Source organism: Mesorhizobium sp. M7D.F.Ca.US.005.01.1.1, assembly GCF_003952545.1.
In the GTDB taxonomy this organism is placed as follows: Bacteria; Pseudomonadota; Alphaproteobacteria; order Rhizobiales; family Rhizobiaceae; genus Mesorhizobium; species Mesorhizobium loti.
The window spans coordinates 6,755,157-6,768,926 of sequence record NZ_CP034453.1 but is presented as its reverse complement, the minus strand read 5'-3'; the positions used below and the strand labels follow the sequence as shown (position 1 = coordinate 6,768,926).

Here is a 13,770-nt window from a genome sequence, read left to right as displayed (position 1 = left end):
CGTCAATACGCTGCAAGCCGCTCAAATCGGTTCAGTCCGAACTGGAAGCGTTTCCGCGCCCCCAACGCGGCGTCGCTGCGGGTGGCTCAGGCGCCACCGGTTCAGCAGTGGCCTGCGGCTGGTTGGGAGCGGCGACCGCGGCATCGTCGTCAGCGCCGGCAAACAGCGGCACGCCGCGGCTGCGCAGGACAAGCACCAGAACGGCGCCGGCGATGATGCCGCCGATATGGCAGGCCCAGGAAATCTGGTCCTCGCCGCCGGCGGCAAACATCACCACCTGGAACAGCACCCACAGGATGAGCGGGATGAAGGCAGGGATGCGGAGCGGGATGCGGGCAAAGGCCAGCACCCAGACCTTCACCCTGGGATAAAGGATCAGATAGGCGACGACCACGCCGGCGATGGCGCCCGAGGCGCCGATCAGCGGCACCTGCGAATCCCAGGCGAGAAGGCCCTGGAAGGCGGCTCCGGCGACGGCGCATAACAGGTAGAAGATGAGGTAGCGGATGTGGCCCAGCGCATCCTCGACATTGTCGCCGAACACCCACAGGAACAGCATATTGCCGCCGAGGTGGAAGATGTCGGCGTGCAGGAAGGAATAGGTGAGGTAGCTCAGGCTTTCGGGGATGACGATAAAACGGGGATCAAGCTCGGCGGTGTCATGGACGACCGACGGGATGAAGCCGAGACCAAGCACGGCTGCATTGGAGAAACTCTCGCCGCCGAGCGCGGTGGCGAGGTAGACCAGGGCGTTGACCACGATCAGTCCGATCGTCACGTATTGCAGGCGGATGTGCCGCAGCCTGTTGGTGTCGTAAAGCGGGATGAACATGCCCCAGGCCCTCTTCCGCTTTCGACAATCAGCGGTTCTTGCCGGGAACCCATAGCACGTCGGCGTTTCCGTTGTCATTGACCGCCCGGGCGGCGACAAACAGGAAATCCGAGACGCGGTTGATGTATTTCAGTCCGTCGCGATTGACGTGTTCGCGCGGGTCCTGGGCCAGTGCCACCATCAGCCGTTCGGCTCGCCGCGCCACGGTGCGGGCAAGGTGAAGTGCCGCCGCTGCCGGCGTGCCGCCATTGAGCACGAAGGATTTGAGCGGCTGAAGCTCCTTGTTGAGCAGGTCGATGTCCTTCTCGACCCGGTCGGTCTGCACGGGGACGATGCGAAGCGGCTCATAGCCGAGCGGCTTGCCGTCGTCGGGCACGGCAAGATCGGCGCCGAGGTCGAAGAGATCGTTCTGGATGCGGGAAAGCATGGCGTCTATCGCCGGATGGGTCGCTGCCGTATGGACCCGGGCGATGCCGATGCAGGCATTGGCCTCGTCGACCGTGCCGTAGGCGTCCACCCGCAGATCGGATTTCAGCCGCCGTTCGCCGGTGCCGAGACCCGTGGTGCCATCATCGCCGGTGCGGGTATAGATCTTGTTGAGCTTGACCATTTCGCCTCCCCGGCTGCCGATATCCTCACTTGCGGGTGAAATACACCGCCAGCAGGATCAGCACCAGCGCCACGGCCTGTAGCATGACGCGCGCCTGCATCAGCTTGTTCGAGGTGACGCCTGAGCCGCCGCGCATCATGTTGATGAGGCCACGAACAAGCACGATCACCACGGCGACCATGACCAGAATGGCGAGGATGTTGAAGACGGTTGCCATGGTGTGTTCCCAGTTCGATTGATTCAGGCGCGTTTGGCAAGGATGCGGTAGAGCATCGATGCGGGCAGGATGCGTTTGAGCACCGCACCGATTTTGGCCGGCACTGTTACCACATAGTGCGGGCGCGGGCGCCGCGACAGAAGTGCATGGCGCAGCGCCGCGTGAACCACTTCCGGCCCTGGCTTCAAGGCCGATTGGCTGCCGCCGGCCCGCAGCCGCTCGAGTTGCGCCGCATAGTCCACGCGGTGCACGGAATTCTCGTGGTCGATATTCCTGAGAAACCAGGTGAGGCCATTGCTGGCTATCTTTGACTTCACCGGCCCTGGCTCGATCAACGAAACATGGACACCGCTGCCGGCCAGTTCTTGGCGCTGGCAGAGCATAAGGGCCTCCAGAGCGTGCTTCGACGCCGAATAGGCGCCGCGAAAACGCACCGGCGTCAGGCCGAGGATCGACGAGCAGTGGACCATGCGGCCGTGGCCCTGGCGGCGCATCACCGGCACCAACCGGCGGGTCAGGTCATGCCAGCCGAAGAAATTCGCTTCGAACTGCTCCTTGAGCGCTGCAACGGGCAGATCCTCGACGGCTCCGGGCTGCGCATAGGCGCCATTGTTGAACAGGGCGTCGAGCCGACCGCCGGTGCGGTCGAGCACCGCCGTCACCAGCTCGCCGACGGAGTCCGGCTCGCAATAATCGAGATAGAAAGCCTCGATACCGTCGGCTTCGAGCGCGGCGATGTCCTGCGGCTTGCGCGCCGTCGCGAACACCCGCCAGCCTTCAGCCTTCAACGCACGGGCGCAGTACGCGCCTATCCCAGAAGATGCGCCGGTGACGATGATCGAGCGCAATTCCTGCGCCGGACTGTTCGTGGTGTCGTCAAGGGTTGCCATTTGCCGCAATCCCTTCCCATATTCCCGGCGTGGAGACAATTGGAGGGCGCGGTTCTTGATGCGGAAGATCGTAGCCCTCAAGCGGGTCCTCTACGACGCGCTTGGCCATTTCAACACCGATGACGGCTGGGCGATGGCCAGCCATCTGGCGATCACCTCGCTGATGGCGCTGTTCCCCTTCCTGATCTTTGCCACGACGCTGGCGAGCTTCCTCGGCGCGCAGGCGTTCTCCGACACGGCCGTGCACCTGGTCTTCGACACCTGGCCCGAACAGATCGCCAAGCCGATCGCGCGCGAAGTGCTCAATGTGCTGACCGTCAGGCGCACCGATCTTTTGACCTACGGCGTGGTGCTTGCCGCCTATTTTGCCTCGAACGGCATCGAGGCGCTGCGCACGTCGCTCAACCGCGCCTATCGCGTCTCGGAAACGCGCGGCATCATCTACCGCCGGGTGCAGAGCATCATCTTCGTTCTCATCGCCACCGCCGGTTTCCTGGCGATCAGCGTGCTCCTGGTGTTCGCGCCGCTGCTGGCGCGGCTCGCCGAAGCCCATATTGACGGGATCAAGCCCTATATGGGCACAATCACGCTGTGGCGTTATGTCATCGCCTCGGCGGTCATTGTCGGCGGATTGTTTGCCGTCCATTTCTGGCTGCCGGCAGGCAAGCGCCGCTTCGTCTCGCTGGTGCCGGGCATCATCTTCACGCTGGCGGCATGGCTTATCGGCTCGACCATCTTCGCCACCTATCTCGACCACTTCTCGTCCTATGTGACGACCTATGCCGGCCTGGCTTCGATCATGATCGCCGTGGTCTTCCTCTACATGGTCTCGGCGATCTTCATCCTCGGCGGCGAACTCAATGCCGCGATCAGCCGCTATCTGGAGGCCCGTGCGCGGGTCGGATGAGTCGGTGCTGGGCGGATAGAGGAAATCAAGAATTGAAGAATTGAAGAACGGGCTGTCGCTTGGGTTCCTCAATTCCTCAGTTCTACAATTCCTCCCTTGTTCGGCCGAGCCGTCGCCAGGCCGACGCCGAATGTGGTGATCGCCATGCCGACAATCTGCAGCGCGTTGAGCTGCTCGTCGAACAAGGCCCAGGCGATGAGGGCCGTCACCGCAGGCACCAGGTAGAACAGCGAGGCCACTTTCGACATCTCGCCGTCGCGGATCATCACCATCAGCAGGAAGATGGCGCCGAGCGACAGCACCAGCACCAGCCAGGCCATGGCGAAGATCAGTTCGCCGTTGATGACGACCGTGTGCGTCTCGAAGGCCAGCGCGGCCAGGATCATCAAAGCCGCGCCGCCGACATATTGCCACATGGTCGCCGCGACGAGGTCGCCGCCCGAGGCGAAGCGCTTCTGCCAGATGGTGCCGGCGCTCATGCCGAGCACCGAGACCAGCGAGGCGGTCAGTGTCGCCGCCGTCACGCCGCCGCCCAGCGCGCCGAGCTTAGGCCACAGCACGATGACGATGCCGATGAGGCCGATGCCAAGACCAAGCCAGTGACGCGGCAGGATCGCCTCGCCGAGAAACTTGCCGGCAAGCACCGCTGTGATCAGCGGCTGCAGGCCGACGATCAGGGCCGAAAAGCCGGCCGGCATGCCCCTGTGGATGGCCCAGAAGACGGCGCCGAGATAGACGCCGTGCATCAGGATTCCGGCGCCGGTGGCATGCAACGCCTCCTCGCGTGTGGCTCCCTTCGAGCCCAGCACAAGCGTCAGAACGGCCAGCAGGATGGCGGCGATGACGAACCGTGCGGCGAGGAAGGTGAACGGCTCCGCCCATGGCATGGCGTAGCGCGCGCCGATGAAGCCGGTCGCCCACAGGACGACGAAGGTGGCGGGAATGAACCGCTTGATGCTGTGCATGTTCCGCAGACCGCCGCGCTGGAGGGAGTTGACCGTGGCGCTGCTCTACTGCGCTTCAACCCGGCGCGCAAAACGAAACCATTGATCCATGCATCACCGGAATTCAACGGGCGTCAAGTTCGACATGCGTTACCTTGACCGCGCCGCGCTCAAAGCCCGACCAGTTGCCTGACGTCGTCCGGTGATGCGCCGGTATGGCGCAAGGCGGCAAGGCCGGTGTGGCCGAGGCTCTTGGACAGCTTTCGTCCATCCGGCCCGAGGACGAGGCGATGATGGAAATAGGCAGGCTGCGGCAGTCCGAGGAGTTCCTGAAGCAGGCGCTGCACGCCGGTGGCGGAAAACAGATCCTGGCCGCGCACGACGTGGCTGACGCCTTGCAGGGCATCGTCCATGACGACGGCGAGGTGGTAGCTGGTCGGGATGTCGCGGCGCGCGACGATCACATCGCCCCAGTCCCACGGCCGGGCTTCGACCGATCGGGTCGCAGAAAGTCTCTCATCGACGAATTCGGTCCATGACAGGTCCTTGCCGACACGCACCATGGCGGCCTCGACATCCAGCCGCCAGGCGAAGGGCGTGTTCTCGGCGATCCGCCGCTTGCGCTCCTTGACCGGCAGAGCCTTGTCGGCTGCGGGGTAGTGCGGCACGCCGTCGGGATCGCGCGGCCAGTCGCGTCCGTTCCCTTCGCTGTCGGTGATGAAAGCGCGTATCTCGCCACGGCTCATGAAGGCGGGATAGACGAGTTCTTCCGCGATCAGCCGGTCAAGCATCGCCTTATACTCGGGGAAATGCTCGGACTGGCGGCGCAACGGCTCTTCCCAGCCAAGCCCAAGCCATTTCAGATCGGCAAGCACGCCTGCCTCGAATTGCGGCGTGCAGCGCGTCGTGTCGATATCCTCGATGCGCAGCAGCAGGCGGCCGTCCGTCTGTGCCGCCAGTTTCTGGTTGAGCAGCGCCGAATAAGCGTGGCCGAGATGCAGGTCGCCGTTGGGGCTGGGGGCGAAGCGGAATGTCAGGAGTGTCATCTCTTCGGCGGCAATCATGTTTTGCGGCGCTTCGCCAATTGCTACCTTGTCGACGGTCAAGGAACAAGAAAGCATGCAGCGTATCGTGACATCAGACGACATTGCCCGTGGGCTCGATGCGCTTTGCGTGATCGACCCGCGCCTGGAAAAGGTGCGCGGCATGGCCGGCGAGGTGCCGCTGCGGCTCTCAGAGCCGGGTTTCAGGAGCCTGGCGTCGATCGTCGTTTCACAGCAGGTGTCCCGCGCGAGCGCCGATGCCATCTTCGGCCGGTTGACCAAGCTCGTCGATCCTCTGACGCCGCAGGCGATCCTTGCCGCCGGCGAAGACATGTTTCGCGAGGCCGGCCTGTCGCGGCCGAAGCAGCGCGGCCTGATCGCTGTTGCCCAGGCCGTGGTCGACGGCCTCGACCTTCATCACCTCTGTTCGCTCGATGCCCAGGAGGCGATCACGGCGATGACGGCGGTGCCCGGCATCGGCCCGTGGACGGCGGAAGTGTACCTGTTGTTTGCCGCCGGACACCCCGACATCTTCCCCGCACGCGACGTCGCGCTGCAGAGCGCGGTCGGCCACGCGCTCGGCATCGAGCCGCGTCCGCCGGAGAAAACACTGATCGCATTGGCCGAATCATGGAGCCCGTGGCGAGGTGTCGCATCACGGCTTTTCTGGTCCTATTATCGCGAAACCAGAGGACGGGATGCCGCGCCACCGGCCTGAATCCGCAAAAAAGCATAAAAATCATATATTTTTGGCGCTTCAGCGGCGCGACAATCCGCTTCACATCCCTGTCATGTCGGGCTTACAGTATCCGCGCCGTTCGGGTCTAGAACCAAGGAGGTAAACACGTGACGGTCGCCGTATCTCCGGATGGGCTTCCAGCACTGGTGCTGAATGCGGATTACCGTCCGCTCAGCTATTACCCCCTGTCGCTCTGGTCGTGGCAGGATGCCATCAAGGCGGTGTTCCTCGACCGGGTGAACATCGTCGCCGAATACGAGCACGCCGTCTCCTCGCCGACCTTCTCGATGAAGCTGCCGAGCGTGGTCAGCCTGAAGGCCTATGTGAAGCCGTCCAGGCATCCGGCCTTCACCCGCTTCAACGTCTTCCTGCGCGACCGCTTCCAGTGCCAGTACTGCGGCACGCCGGAGGATCTGACCTTCGATCACGTCATTCCCCGCCACCGCGGCGGCGCGACGACATGGGAGAATGTCGTTGCCGCCTGCTCGCCCTGCAATTTGAGGAAGGGCGGCATGATGCCTGCGCATGCCAAGATGTGGCCGCTGCAGAAGCCTTTCCAGCCGACAGTGCACGATCTGCACAACAACGGTCGCCTGTTCCCGCCCAACCATCTGCATGAGAGCTGGATGGATTATCTCTACTGGGATGTCGAACTCGAACCCTGAGATCGTCCGAGAATTCGGGAGGCTGGCCGTCTGCAGCGACTGTCTGCGCTTCCGATGTTCACGGATACTTTGCTTTGCCACATGTCCTTATCGGAAAACCGGAACCACTTTTCCGGGACATGCTGGATGTCCGCTCCGCTTCGGTTCTCGACAATCACTCCTTATGACTCAGCCTGCCGAATTCTTTGAACGATCTCGCGTCGGCTCAGTCTTGGTGACTCAGTCTCGGGTGAGGGCGCCGCGGAAGGCGATAGCGGCCAAGACAAGGCTGGCGATGGCGTTCCAGCCGGCCAGCGACAGGCCGAGGATGCGCAGTGCGGCCTTGTCGCAGGATGGCGGCACGAATTTGTCGAGCGCGTCGAGCACGCCCTTGCCGCCGGTGTCGACCGGTCCGGCGCCCGCGGTGCAATCGGTCGGGCCGGCCCACCACTGCCATTCGACGCCGGAGTGGTAGACGCCGAGATAGAGGCCGTAGAGCATCAAGAGGCCGCCGACGGCCAGCAGGCCGCGCGTCAGCCAGCTAGGTGCGTGCAGCATCGAGGCAATCACCGCCAGCACCATCAGCGGCACGCCGATGTAGTAGGGTGTGCGCTGTTCCAGGCAGAGGTGGCAGGGGATGTAGCCGCCGAGATACTGGAAGCCGAGCGCCGAGCCGACGGTGGCGGCCATGGCGACGGCGAGGAACAAGGCCGTGCGCGTCCGCTGGCGTCCGGTGTCGGCATTCATGGTCGCGGTCATTTCGATCGGCTCCGTCCGGCTTGCGAAGGCTGTGTTCAGAACGCGTATTTGACGACGATATAGAGCAAAATCAGGGCAGCCGCCGCGCCGCCGGCGATCAGGCCAAGGCGCTTTTCGATGAATTCGCGGATCGGCTCGCCATAGCGGCGCAGCAGCCAGGCGAGCAGCAGGAAGCGGGCGCCGCGCGCCACGATCGCCAGCACGATGAACAGCGCCAGATTGACGCCGATAACCCCGGACAGGATCGTCACCACCTTGATCGGCGGCAGATGAGCAGCGCCCGAGGTGATCAGCATCAGGATGATGAAGCCGACGCCCGAAGAGGTGCGCAGCGCTTCGAATTCGTCATATTTGCCGTAGAATTCGAGGATCGGCCTCGCCACCGCGTCATAGGCGTAGTGGCCGATGAACCAGCCGGCGATGCCACCCAGCACCGAGGCGACCGTGGCGATCAGCGCGTAGCGGTAGGCGCGATCCGGCCGCGACAGCGCCATCGGCAAAAACAGCACGTCGGCCGGCACCAGGAACACCGAGCTTTCGACAAAAGCGATGAAGGCCAGCCACCATTCGGCGGATTTGCGGGCCGCCAGCGACAAGGTCCAGTCGTAAAGTCCGCGAAGCATCGGCACTCCTAATGCATGTCACCCAAAGGTGCGCAGCGTTTTCGGGACAACGGCGTGCACAAAAACCAGACCCAAAGCGCGCTATCGTCCCTTCAGACGTGCAGCACTTCGATGCGCCGCCTGTCTAGAAAGATTTTCCGCGCGGCACAATGGCAGCCCCGTCACGAAATCGAAAGGCGCAGTTTGGTCGCATCTTGAGGGCGCCGGAGAATTGGCCAGTTGACGAACAGGCCTCCAACCGTATAGTCCCGCGCCATCCAGGCCGCCCGGCCTGAGCCCCTATGGCGGAATTGGTAGACGCGCTCGACTCAAAATCGAGTTCCGCAAGGAGTGCTGGTTCGATTCCGGCTAGGGGCACCACCCTTCGCTCTTCGAGCTTCGGGTGGCAAAGCCATTCGAAGCTCGTTAGACGAAGGAGTGTCCTCCGAAGCCTTGGCGAAGGAGGACTGTTGACAGTTCGATTCAGAGCCGTCGAAGGGGCACCAATTTTACCGATGCTCACCGCATGTTGCCGGTATGGCCTTGCGAGTATCTGCCTGGCTGCGGCCAGACCGTCAGGCCGTGAGGCTCAACGCCAACCGGGATCTTCGTGACAGCGCCCGAGGTCGTGTCGATCATGTAGACCTCGCTGTCAAAGCGACCAGACAGCCACAATTGCTTGCCGTCGGCGCTGACATTTCCCATGTCGGGGCTGCCGCCACCAGGGATGAGCCATTGGCCGACGACCGAACGGGTGGCGAAATCGATGACGGTCACGCTGCCCGGCCCGTGTGCGCGGCCTTGCTCCATCTTGTGCGAGCCGCGATTTGAAACGTAGAGCTTTGTCCCGTCACGGCTCACGACAAATCCGTGCGTTCCGATACCGGTGGAGATGAAACCAATCTCGGAAAAGCTGTCTCCGTCGATCAGGAACACCCCGTCGTTCATCATGTCAGCGACATAAAAGACCTTGCCGTCGGGGGAAAGCCTGACGTCTTGCGGCATGCCCATCTTCGACAGGGCAAGGTGGCCGAGCACTTTTTGATTTTTCAGGTCCACCTTCAAGAGGCCGCCAGCGCCGTATTCGCATGTGAAGATGGCGTAGGCATTGTCGGCGGAGAAATCAGCATGATTGATACCGGGGCAGGTCGGCGTCGGGATCGCCGATTTGAGCGCCATTGTATGCGGATCGCGCAGATCGAGCCGCTCATAGGCTTCATCGACTATGACGGCCGCGCTTCCGTCCGGCATGAAGTACATGTTGTAGGGGTCATCGACTGGAATTTCGTGACCCGGTTTGCCGGTCTTGGGTTCAATGGGCGTCACGCTGCCCTTGTTGGTACCGCTGGCGTTGTTGGCGACCCAGAGCGTCTTCAGATCCCAAGACGGAACGACGTGCTGCGGCTTGCGCCCGACAGGGAATCTGTCGACCTCCTTGAGGGTCACGGTGTCGATGACCGATACGCTGTTGGACGAGCGATTTGGTACATAGACACGGGGCAGCGCGCCTGTCGTCGCCGGGCTCAAATGATCCGCCGTTGTCTGGCTGTAGATGTTGATCGGAGAGTGCGAAGGAGGCGGCTCGCTGCAATCTTCCGGGCACGATCCGGCAGAAGCTGATGTCGACGACAGCGCGAGCGAAAACATGAGCGGCGCGCAGAAGCTCTTGAACCACCAATATGCCTTGATCATTTGGGCTGCTGCTTTGCGATGAATCCGTGGATCGCTTCGGTCGTTCCATCAACGATCAGGTCTACGCCGAGTTGGCCGAACGCGGCCGACGATCGGGTCGGATCGCCGCCATAGACGCCGTCGTCGGCATTGAGCTTCGGGGCGGCCGCAAGGCGATCCTTGCGCACCATGGAAGGGTCGATAGCTAGCATGAGCGATGTGTCGGCCAATCCGGCGTGCGTTCCAACCTCAGGCTGCGTCGCGCCGGCCGACAAGAGCTTTTCGACATAGGCGCTCTGGGTGATCTGATAGTATTCGAGCGCCGCAAAGACCCGGACCGGGGTTTTGCGCCATTCGGCATTCAGGCGATCGGCCACAAGGCGCTCGTCGGCCTGATAGCCGCCGTGGTCGCCGATCAGCACAATGGTCCTGAAGCCATGCAGCTTGAAGCTGCGGGCCGCGGATTCAAGCAGCTGTTCGAAAGTCTTGTCGCTGATGGTGATTGTTCCGGGAAACCGCATATGGGCGGTCGGCGGGTCGATGGTCCCTTCCGGAACATAGGAGATCACCGGAGCGACCAACGCGTTGCCCAGCCTGCTGGCTATCTTTTCAGCCAGGAACTTGACCCGCACATTGTGCTTGCCCAAAGCTATGGCGGGACCACTTTGCTCAGTCCCACCTATAGGGACAATGATCGTCGTCGTCCCGGCAGCGACCAGATCGCGCAGTTCGGTCCAGGTATGGTCTTCAAGAAAGACCGACGCATTGGCGGCGTTCGCTGCCGACGCAAGACCCGACAGAAAGCAAAGGGCAATCACGGTGCTTGCGAAAGTGAAACCGTGTCGTGCGATCATTCCAGCCTCTAGATCCTACGCGGCATCCGAGCGCCCATGCCGGTCTGCCGATTTGCGCAATTTGTGTGAATGGCAGGGGTCTCGGCAAGGCGCCTGCCCATCCAGCCGCAGAAGTTCGAGATCATGGTCTACCGCCGCCCCAGCAAACTCTTCATGCGGTTGCGCAGCAAACGGGCCATGTTGCGGGTTTCGCGGTAGAGATGCAGCTGCGAGGCGGCCTGGCGGGTCAGGCGGTCGGCGTCCGGCGTCAGGCCGATCACCAGCGTGCCCATCGGCTTGCGCTCGGCCCATAGCCGGCTCATCACCGGATGGTCGGGAACCGCGCAGGAATCGGTCATCATGATGTTGGGATCGTCGAGATGCTGCCTGGTCACCTCGATCATCAGCAGCGTGCCGGGCGAATAGCTGGCCAGCGTCTCGTCATAGGCCGTCTTCCAGGTGTAGGCCACGCCGGCTTCGACGAAGACGATCAGACAAGCGATTGTGCGGCCGTCGAGCGTCAGCGAATGGATGCGGCACATGTCCTGCTCGGCCAGCCGGTGCACGGCCTCGCGGGCGAAGGCGGCGCGGTAACGATCGATCGCCATGGCGGTGCGTTCGCGACCCTTCCAGCCGGCCGCTTCCAAGGTCAGGAAGCCTTCGATGGCGTGGCGGATGTCTTCGGGGCCGCGCGCCACGACATGCTCAAGCTTGCCGAGGTCGCCAAGGCGCCGTTTCAGGCGGCGGAACTCGCGATAATGGTGTGCGCGCAGCGAGGCCTTCAGATAATCATCGCCATCGAGCTCGCTCTCCAGCGCCGGGCGCTGGGTCTGGCCGGTGGTGACCAGCATCAGGCCGCGCGTCTCGGCCACGGTGGCAAGCAGGCTCGCCACCGGGCCATCGAGCCGGATGTCGGGCAGGACGAACACTTTCGGCAGCTTGAGATGTGGGCGCGACAGCATCGAGAAGAAGTCCTCGATGACACCGACCGGATCGTCGCGGTCGACCAGCGGTGTGCCGAGCGGGCCGAACGGGCTCGACCATGTGCGCATCACCGGCACGCCGAGCGGCACCACCGGCCGTTCCACCGAGAACGGCACCAGAAGGCGCAGCCGGTTGCGGTATTCGTCGCCGTCGCGGATGACCGCCAGCCGCACCTCGCGATCCTCCAGCCGCGGCATGGCGGGCGCCAGGAAGCGCGGGTTGAAGAAGACGTTGGGCTCGACCGTGCGGGCGCAGAGATAATCCAGTTCCTCGACCAGGTCGAAGCCGGCCGATGCCGGGTAGATTGCGAGCTTGCGCTCGGGCCGGTTGTTGGCGAGGATCTCGATATGGGCCGGGTCGGCGTCACGGGCCAGCCCGGCAAGGCCGGACACCATGGCGCCGGCGGTGCCGCCGCTGGTTTCCTCAAGCAACGGGATGGCGGCCATCACGCGGCTCCTTTCGCAGGCACGAAGATGAGCATGACGATGCCGAGCTTGCGCCACACCGTGAAGGACAGCGCGCTGGCTTCGAAGATCATGGCAAAGGCGGTGGCCATGGCTGCACCCCACAGGCCGAACATCGGGATCAGCACCACGTTGAGGGCGATGTTGAAAGCCAGCGTCATGGCATAGACGGCGGCACAGATGTTCTGGTTGCCGCTCATCGTCAGCAGGCTTTCGCAGGGGCCGACAGCGGCCCGCGCCACGACGCCGAAGACGAGCAGGAACAGCAAGGGATAGCCGCTGCTGAATTCAGGGCCGAACAGCACCAGCATCGGCTCGCCCAACGCCAGCACCAGCAGCGCCATCAAGAGCGAGGGCCAGAACGTCCACGACACCGTCTCGCGGGCAAAGGCGGCGAGCCTTTGCGGGTCGCCATGGGTGAACTGCGCATAGCGCTGGGCAACGCCGGCCTTGACGGCGAAATAGACGAAATGCACCAGCGCCAGCGTCTTCACCGTGGCGAAATAGACGGCGACGTCGTTGGGATCCATATAGGCGCCAACCATCAGCACGTCGGCATTGGTGAGCAGGAAGAAGAAGCTCTCGACCAGGAAGATCGGCAGCGAGACGATGAACCATTGCGCGAAATGCACCTTCATCGGCCCCGCCGGGATCTGCCTTTCCATACGCTGGGTGACGCCGATGAGCTGGCCAAGCGTGGTGACATAGGTAGCCGCGATCGAGGCGAAGATCGCCGTCCTGGCATCGGGGGCGTAGCCGGCCGCCAGCATCAGCGCCATGAACAGCAGGATCAGGATGGGTCGCACGAGATAGGTCGGCGACAGCGCAAACAGCGCCCAGCTGTTGGCGCGTGCCAGTCCGGACAGAAGGTCGGACATGGCGATCATCGGCAGGCAGATGACGCCGAGGATGAACGGGATCACATAGTAGTTTTCGATCCAGGGTGCTGCCAGCCAGACGCCGAGCGCGCCGAGTCCGGCGATGATCGTGGAGGCGATCAGCACGAACAGGCGGCTGGCCAGCACGATGCCGCGCAGTTCGTCCATCAGGCCGCGCTCGCGGTATTCGGGAATGAAGCGGATGACCGAGGTGTGGAAGCCAAGGCAGGCGAGGTTGCCGACGATGACCATCGTCACCCAGACGAGGACGAAAATGCCGTATTCGAACGAGCCCATCCAGCGCGCCATCAACACCTGGCTGATGAAGGCGATGACGGCGCTGACGATGCGGATGGAGAAGGCGATGACCGACATGCGGCCGGCCTCGCCGCGCTCGTCGGCGGTGAACAGCACGGCGTCGATACGGCCAAGCAGCGGCCCCATGCGCAGCGCCAAACGCTGCGGCAAGAACCGCCCGGCTGTCGTGGCCGCGGAAAAGCGCACCCCGATTTCTCTCCGTTTTCCGCTTCTTTTCAGGCCTTGGTGTAGCCAAAACACATTAAGAAACGGTTGGGTGAGCCGCCGGTGCGCGGGACGCGCATTCGTCATGCCGGTGGCATGACGAAAGGCGAGCGAACGCCGGGAAGCATGGGAAGCCGGGTCGGCGTTGCGCTCGCCCCTCCCCCCGCAAGGGGGAAGGCCAGGCACCGGGTATATGCGGTGCCAGAGGTGTCACATGGGGAGTGTCACATC

15 protein-coding genes and 1 tRNA gene are annotated in these 13,770 nt (G+C 63.2%); 4 read left to right on the top strand and 12 right to left on the bottom strand.

Translation table 11 applies throughout. From position 1 onward, the window contains the following. Positions 1–31 precede the first annotated feature (31 nt). The 4 genes from EJ076_RS32855 to EJ076_RS32840 are packed head-to-tail and all read right to left on the bottom strand — an operon-like array spanning position 32 to position 2,549. The gene (locus EJ076_RS32855) at positions 32–832 is read right to left on the bottom strand and encodes a rhomboid family intramembrane serine protease (RefSeq protein WP_126070658.1); all 801 of its coding nucleotides are present in this window, start codon (positions 830–832) and stop codon (positions 32–34) included. Between the two features lie 28 nt (positions 833–860). Further along, positions 861–1,442, bottom strand: coding sequence for a cob(I)yrinic acid a,c-diamide adenosyltransferase (locus EJ076_RS32850; RefSeq protein ID WP_126070657.1), 582 nt, complete (start codon positions 1,440–1,442; stop codon positions 861–863). A gap of 25 nt (positions 1,443–1,467) precedes the next feature. After that, on the bottom strand, positions 1,468–1,659 hold the full coding sequence (locus EJ076_RS32845) for a twin transmembrane helix small protein (protein ID WP_027038149.1): 192 nt from the start codon (positions 1,657–1,659) through the stop codon (positions 1,468–1,470). 23 nt (positions 1,660–1,682) lie between these two features. Further along, the gene (locus EJ076_RS32840; RefSeq protein WP_126070656.1) at positions 1,683–2,549 is read right to left on the bottom strand and encodes an SDR family oxidoreductase; all 867 of its coding nucleotides are present in this window, start codon (positions 2,547–2,549) and stop codon (positions 1,683–1,685) included. Between the two features lie 58 nt (positions 2,550–2,607). Between EJ076_RS32840 and EJ076_RS32835 the strand changes: the two genes are divergently transcribed. Then, positions 2,608–3,456, top strand: a complete 849-nt coding sequence (locus EJ076_RS32835; protein WP_206438751.1) for a YihY/virulence factor BrkB family protein — start codon at positions 2,608–2,610, stop codon at positions 3,454–3,456. A gap of 68 nt (positions 3,457–3,524) precedes the next feature. Here the strand turns inward: EJ076_RS32835 and EJ076_RS32830 are convergent, their stop codons facing one another. Next, a complete protein-coding gene (locus tag EJ076_RS32830; protein ID WP_126070654.1) occupies positions 3,525–4,421 on the bottom strand; it encodes a DMT family transporter in 897 nt (298 codons plus the stop codon). 149 nt (positions 4,422–4,570) lie between these two features. Next, a complete protein-coding gene (gene gluQRS, locus EJ076_RS32825) occupies positions 4,571–5,446 on the bottom strand; it encodes a tRNA glutamyl-Q(34) synthetase GluQRS (protein WP_126071200.1) in 876 nt (291 codons plus the stop codon). Positions 5,447–5,519: 73 nt separating this feature from the next. Between gluQRS and EJ076_RS32820 the strand changes: the two genes are divergently transcribed. Together EJ076_RS32820 and EJ076_RS32815 are read left to right on the top strand one after the other, a co-directional pair. Next, positions 5,520–6,161 carry a DNA-3-methyladenine glycosylase gene (locus tag EJ076_RS32820; RefSeq protein WP_109661086.1) on the top strand — a complete coding sequence of 214 codons (642 nt, stop codon included), beginning with the start codon at positions 5,520–5,522 and terminating at the stop codon, positions 6,159–6,161. 128 nt (positions 6,162–6,289) lie between these two features. Further along, a complete protein-coding gene (locus EJ076_RS32815) occupies positions 6,290–6,847 on the top strand; it encodes an HNH endonuclease (RefSeq protein WP_006328497.1) in 558 nt (185 codons plus the stop codon). 219 nt (positions 6,848–7,066) lie between these two features. Here EJ076_RS32815 and EJ076_RS32810 read toward each other — a convergent pair whose 3' ends face one another. Together EJ076_RS32810 and EJ076_RS32805 are read right to left on the bottom strand one after the other, a co-directional pair. Then, the gene (locus tag EJ076_RS32810; RefSeq protein ID WP_109658596.1) at positions 7,067–7,585 is read right to left on the bottom strand and encodes a disulfide bond formation protein B; all 519 of its coding nucleotides are present in this window, start codon (positions 7,583–7,585) and stop codon (positions 7,067–7,069) included. 35 nt (positions 7,586–7,620) lie between these two features. After that, positions 7,621–8,208, bottom strand: coding sequence for a YqaA family protein (locus EJ076_RS32805; RefSeq protein ID WP_109658597.1), 588 nt, complete (start codon positions 8,206–8,208; stop codon positions 7,621–7,623). A gap of 275 nt (positions 8,209–8,483) precedes the next feature. Here EJ076_RS32805 and EJ076_RS32800 point away from each other — a divergent pair. After that, positions 8,484–8,568, top strand: a tRNA-Leu gene (locus EJ076_RS32800). Between the two features lie 138 nt (positions 8,569–8,706). Here the strand turns inward: EJ076_RS32800 and EJ076_RS32795 are convergent. From EJ076_RS32795 to EJ076_RS32780, 4 genes are all read right to left on the bottom strand, one after another. Next, positions 8,707–9,879 (bottom strand): YncE family protein, encoded by a 1,173-nt coding sequence (locus tag EJ076_RS32795; RefSeq protein ID WP_126070653.1) that lies wholly within the window; start codon positions 9,877–9,879, stop codon positions 8,707–8,709. Next, positions 9,876–10,712 carry a creatininase family protein gene (locus EJ076_RS32790; protein WP_126070652.1) on the bottom strand — a complete coding sequence of 279 codons (837 nt, stop codon included), beginning with the start codon at positions 10,710–10,712 and terminating at the stop codon, positions 9,876–9,878. The genes EJ076_RS32795 and EJ076_RS32790 overlap by 4 nt, the downstream gene beginning before the upstream one ends. 128 nt (positions 10,713–10,840) lie before the next feature. Then, positions 10,841–12,121, bottom strand: coding sequence for a GNAT family N-acetyltransferase (locus EJ076_RS32785; RefSeq protein WP_109658600.1), 1,281 nt, complete (start codon positions 12,119–12,121; stop codon positions 10,841–10,843). Then, complete coding sequence (locus EJ076_RS32780; protein ID WP_109658601.1) at positions 12,121–13,521, bottom strand: lipopolysaccharide biosynthesis protein; 1,401 nt, start codon at positions 13,519–13,521, stop codon at positions 12,121–12,123. Before EJ076_RS32780 ends, EJ076_RS32785 begins: the two co-directional genes overlap by 1 nt. Between the last annotated feature and the right edge of the window lie 249 nt (positions 13,522–13,770).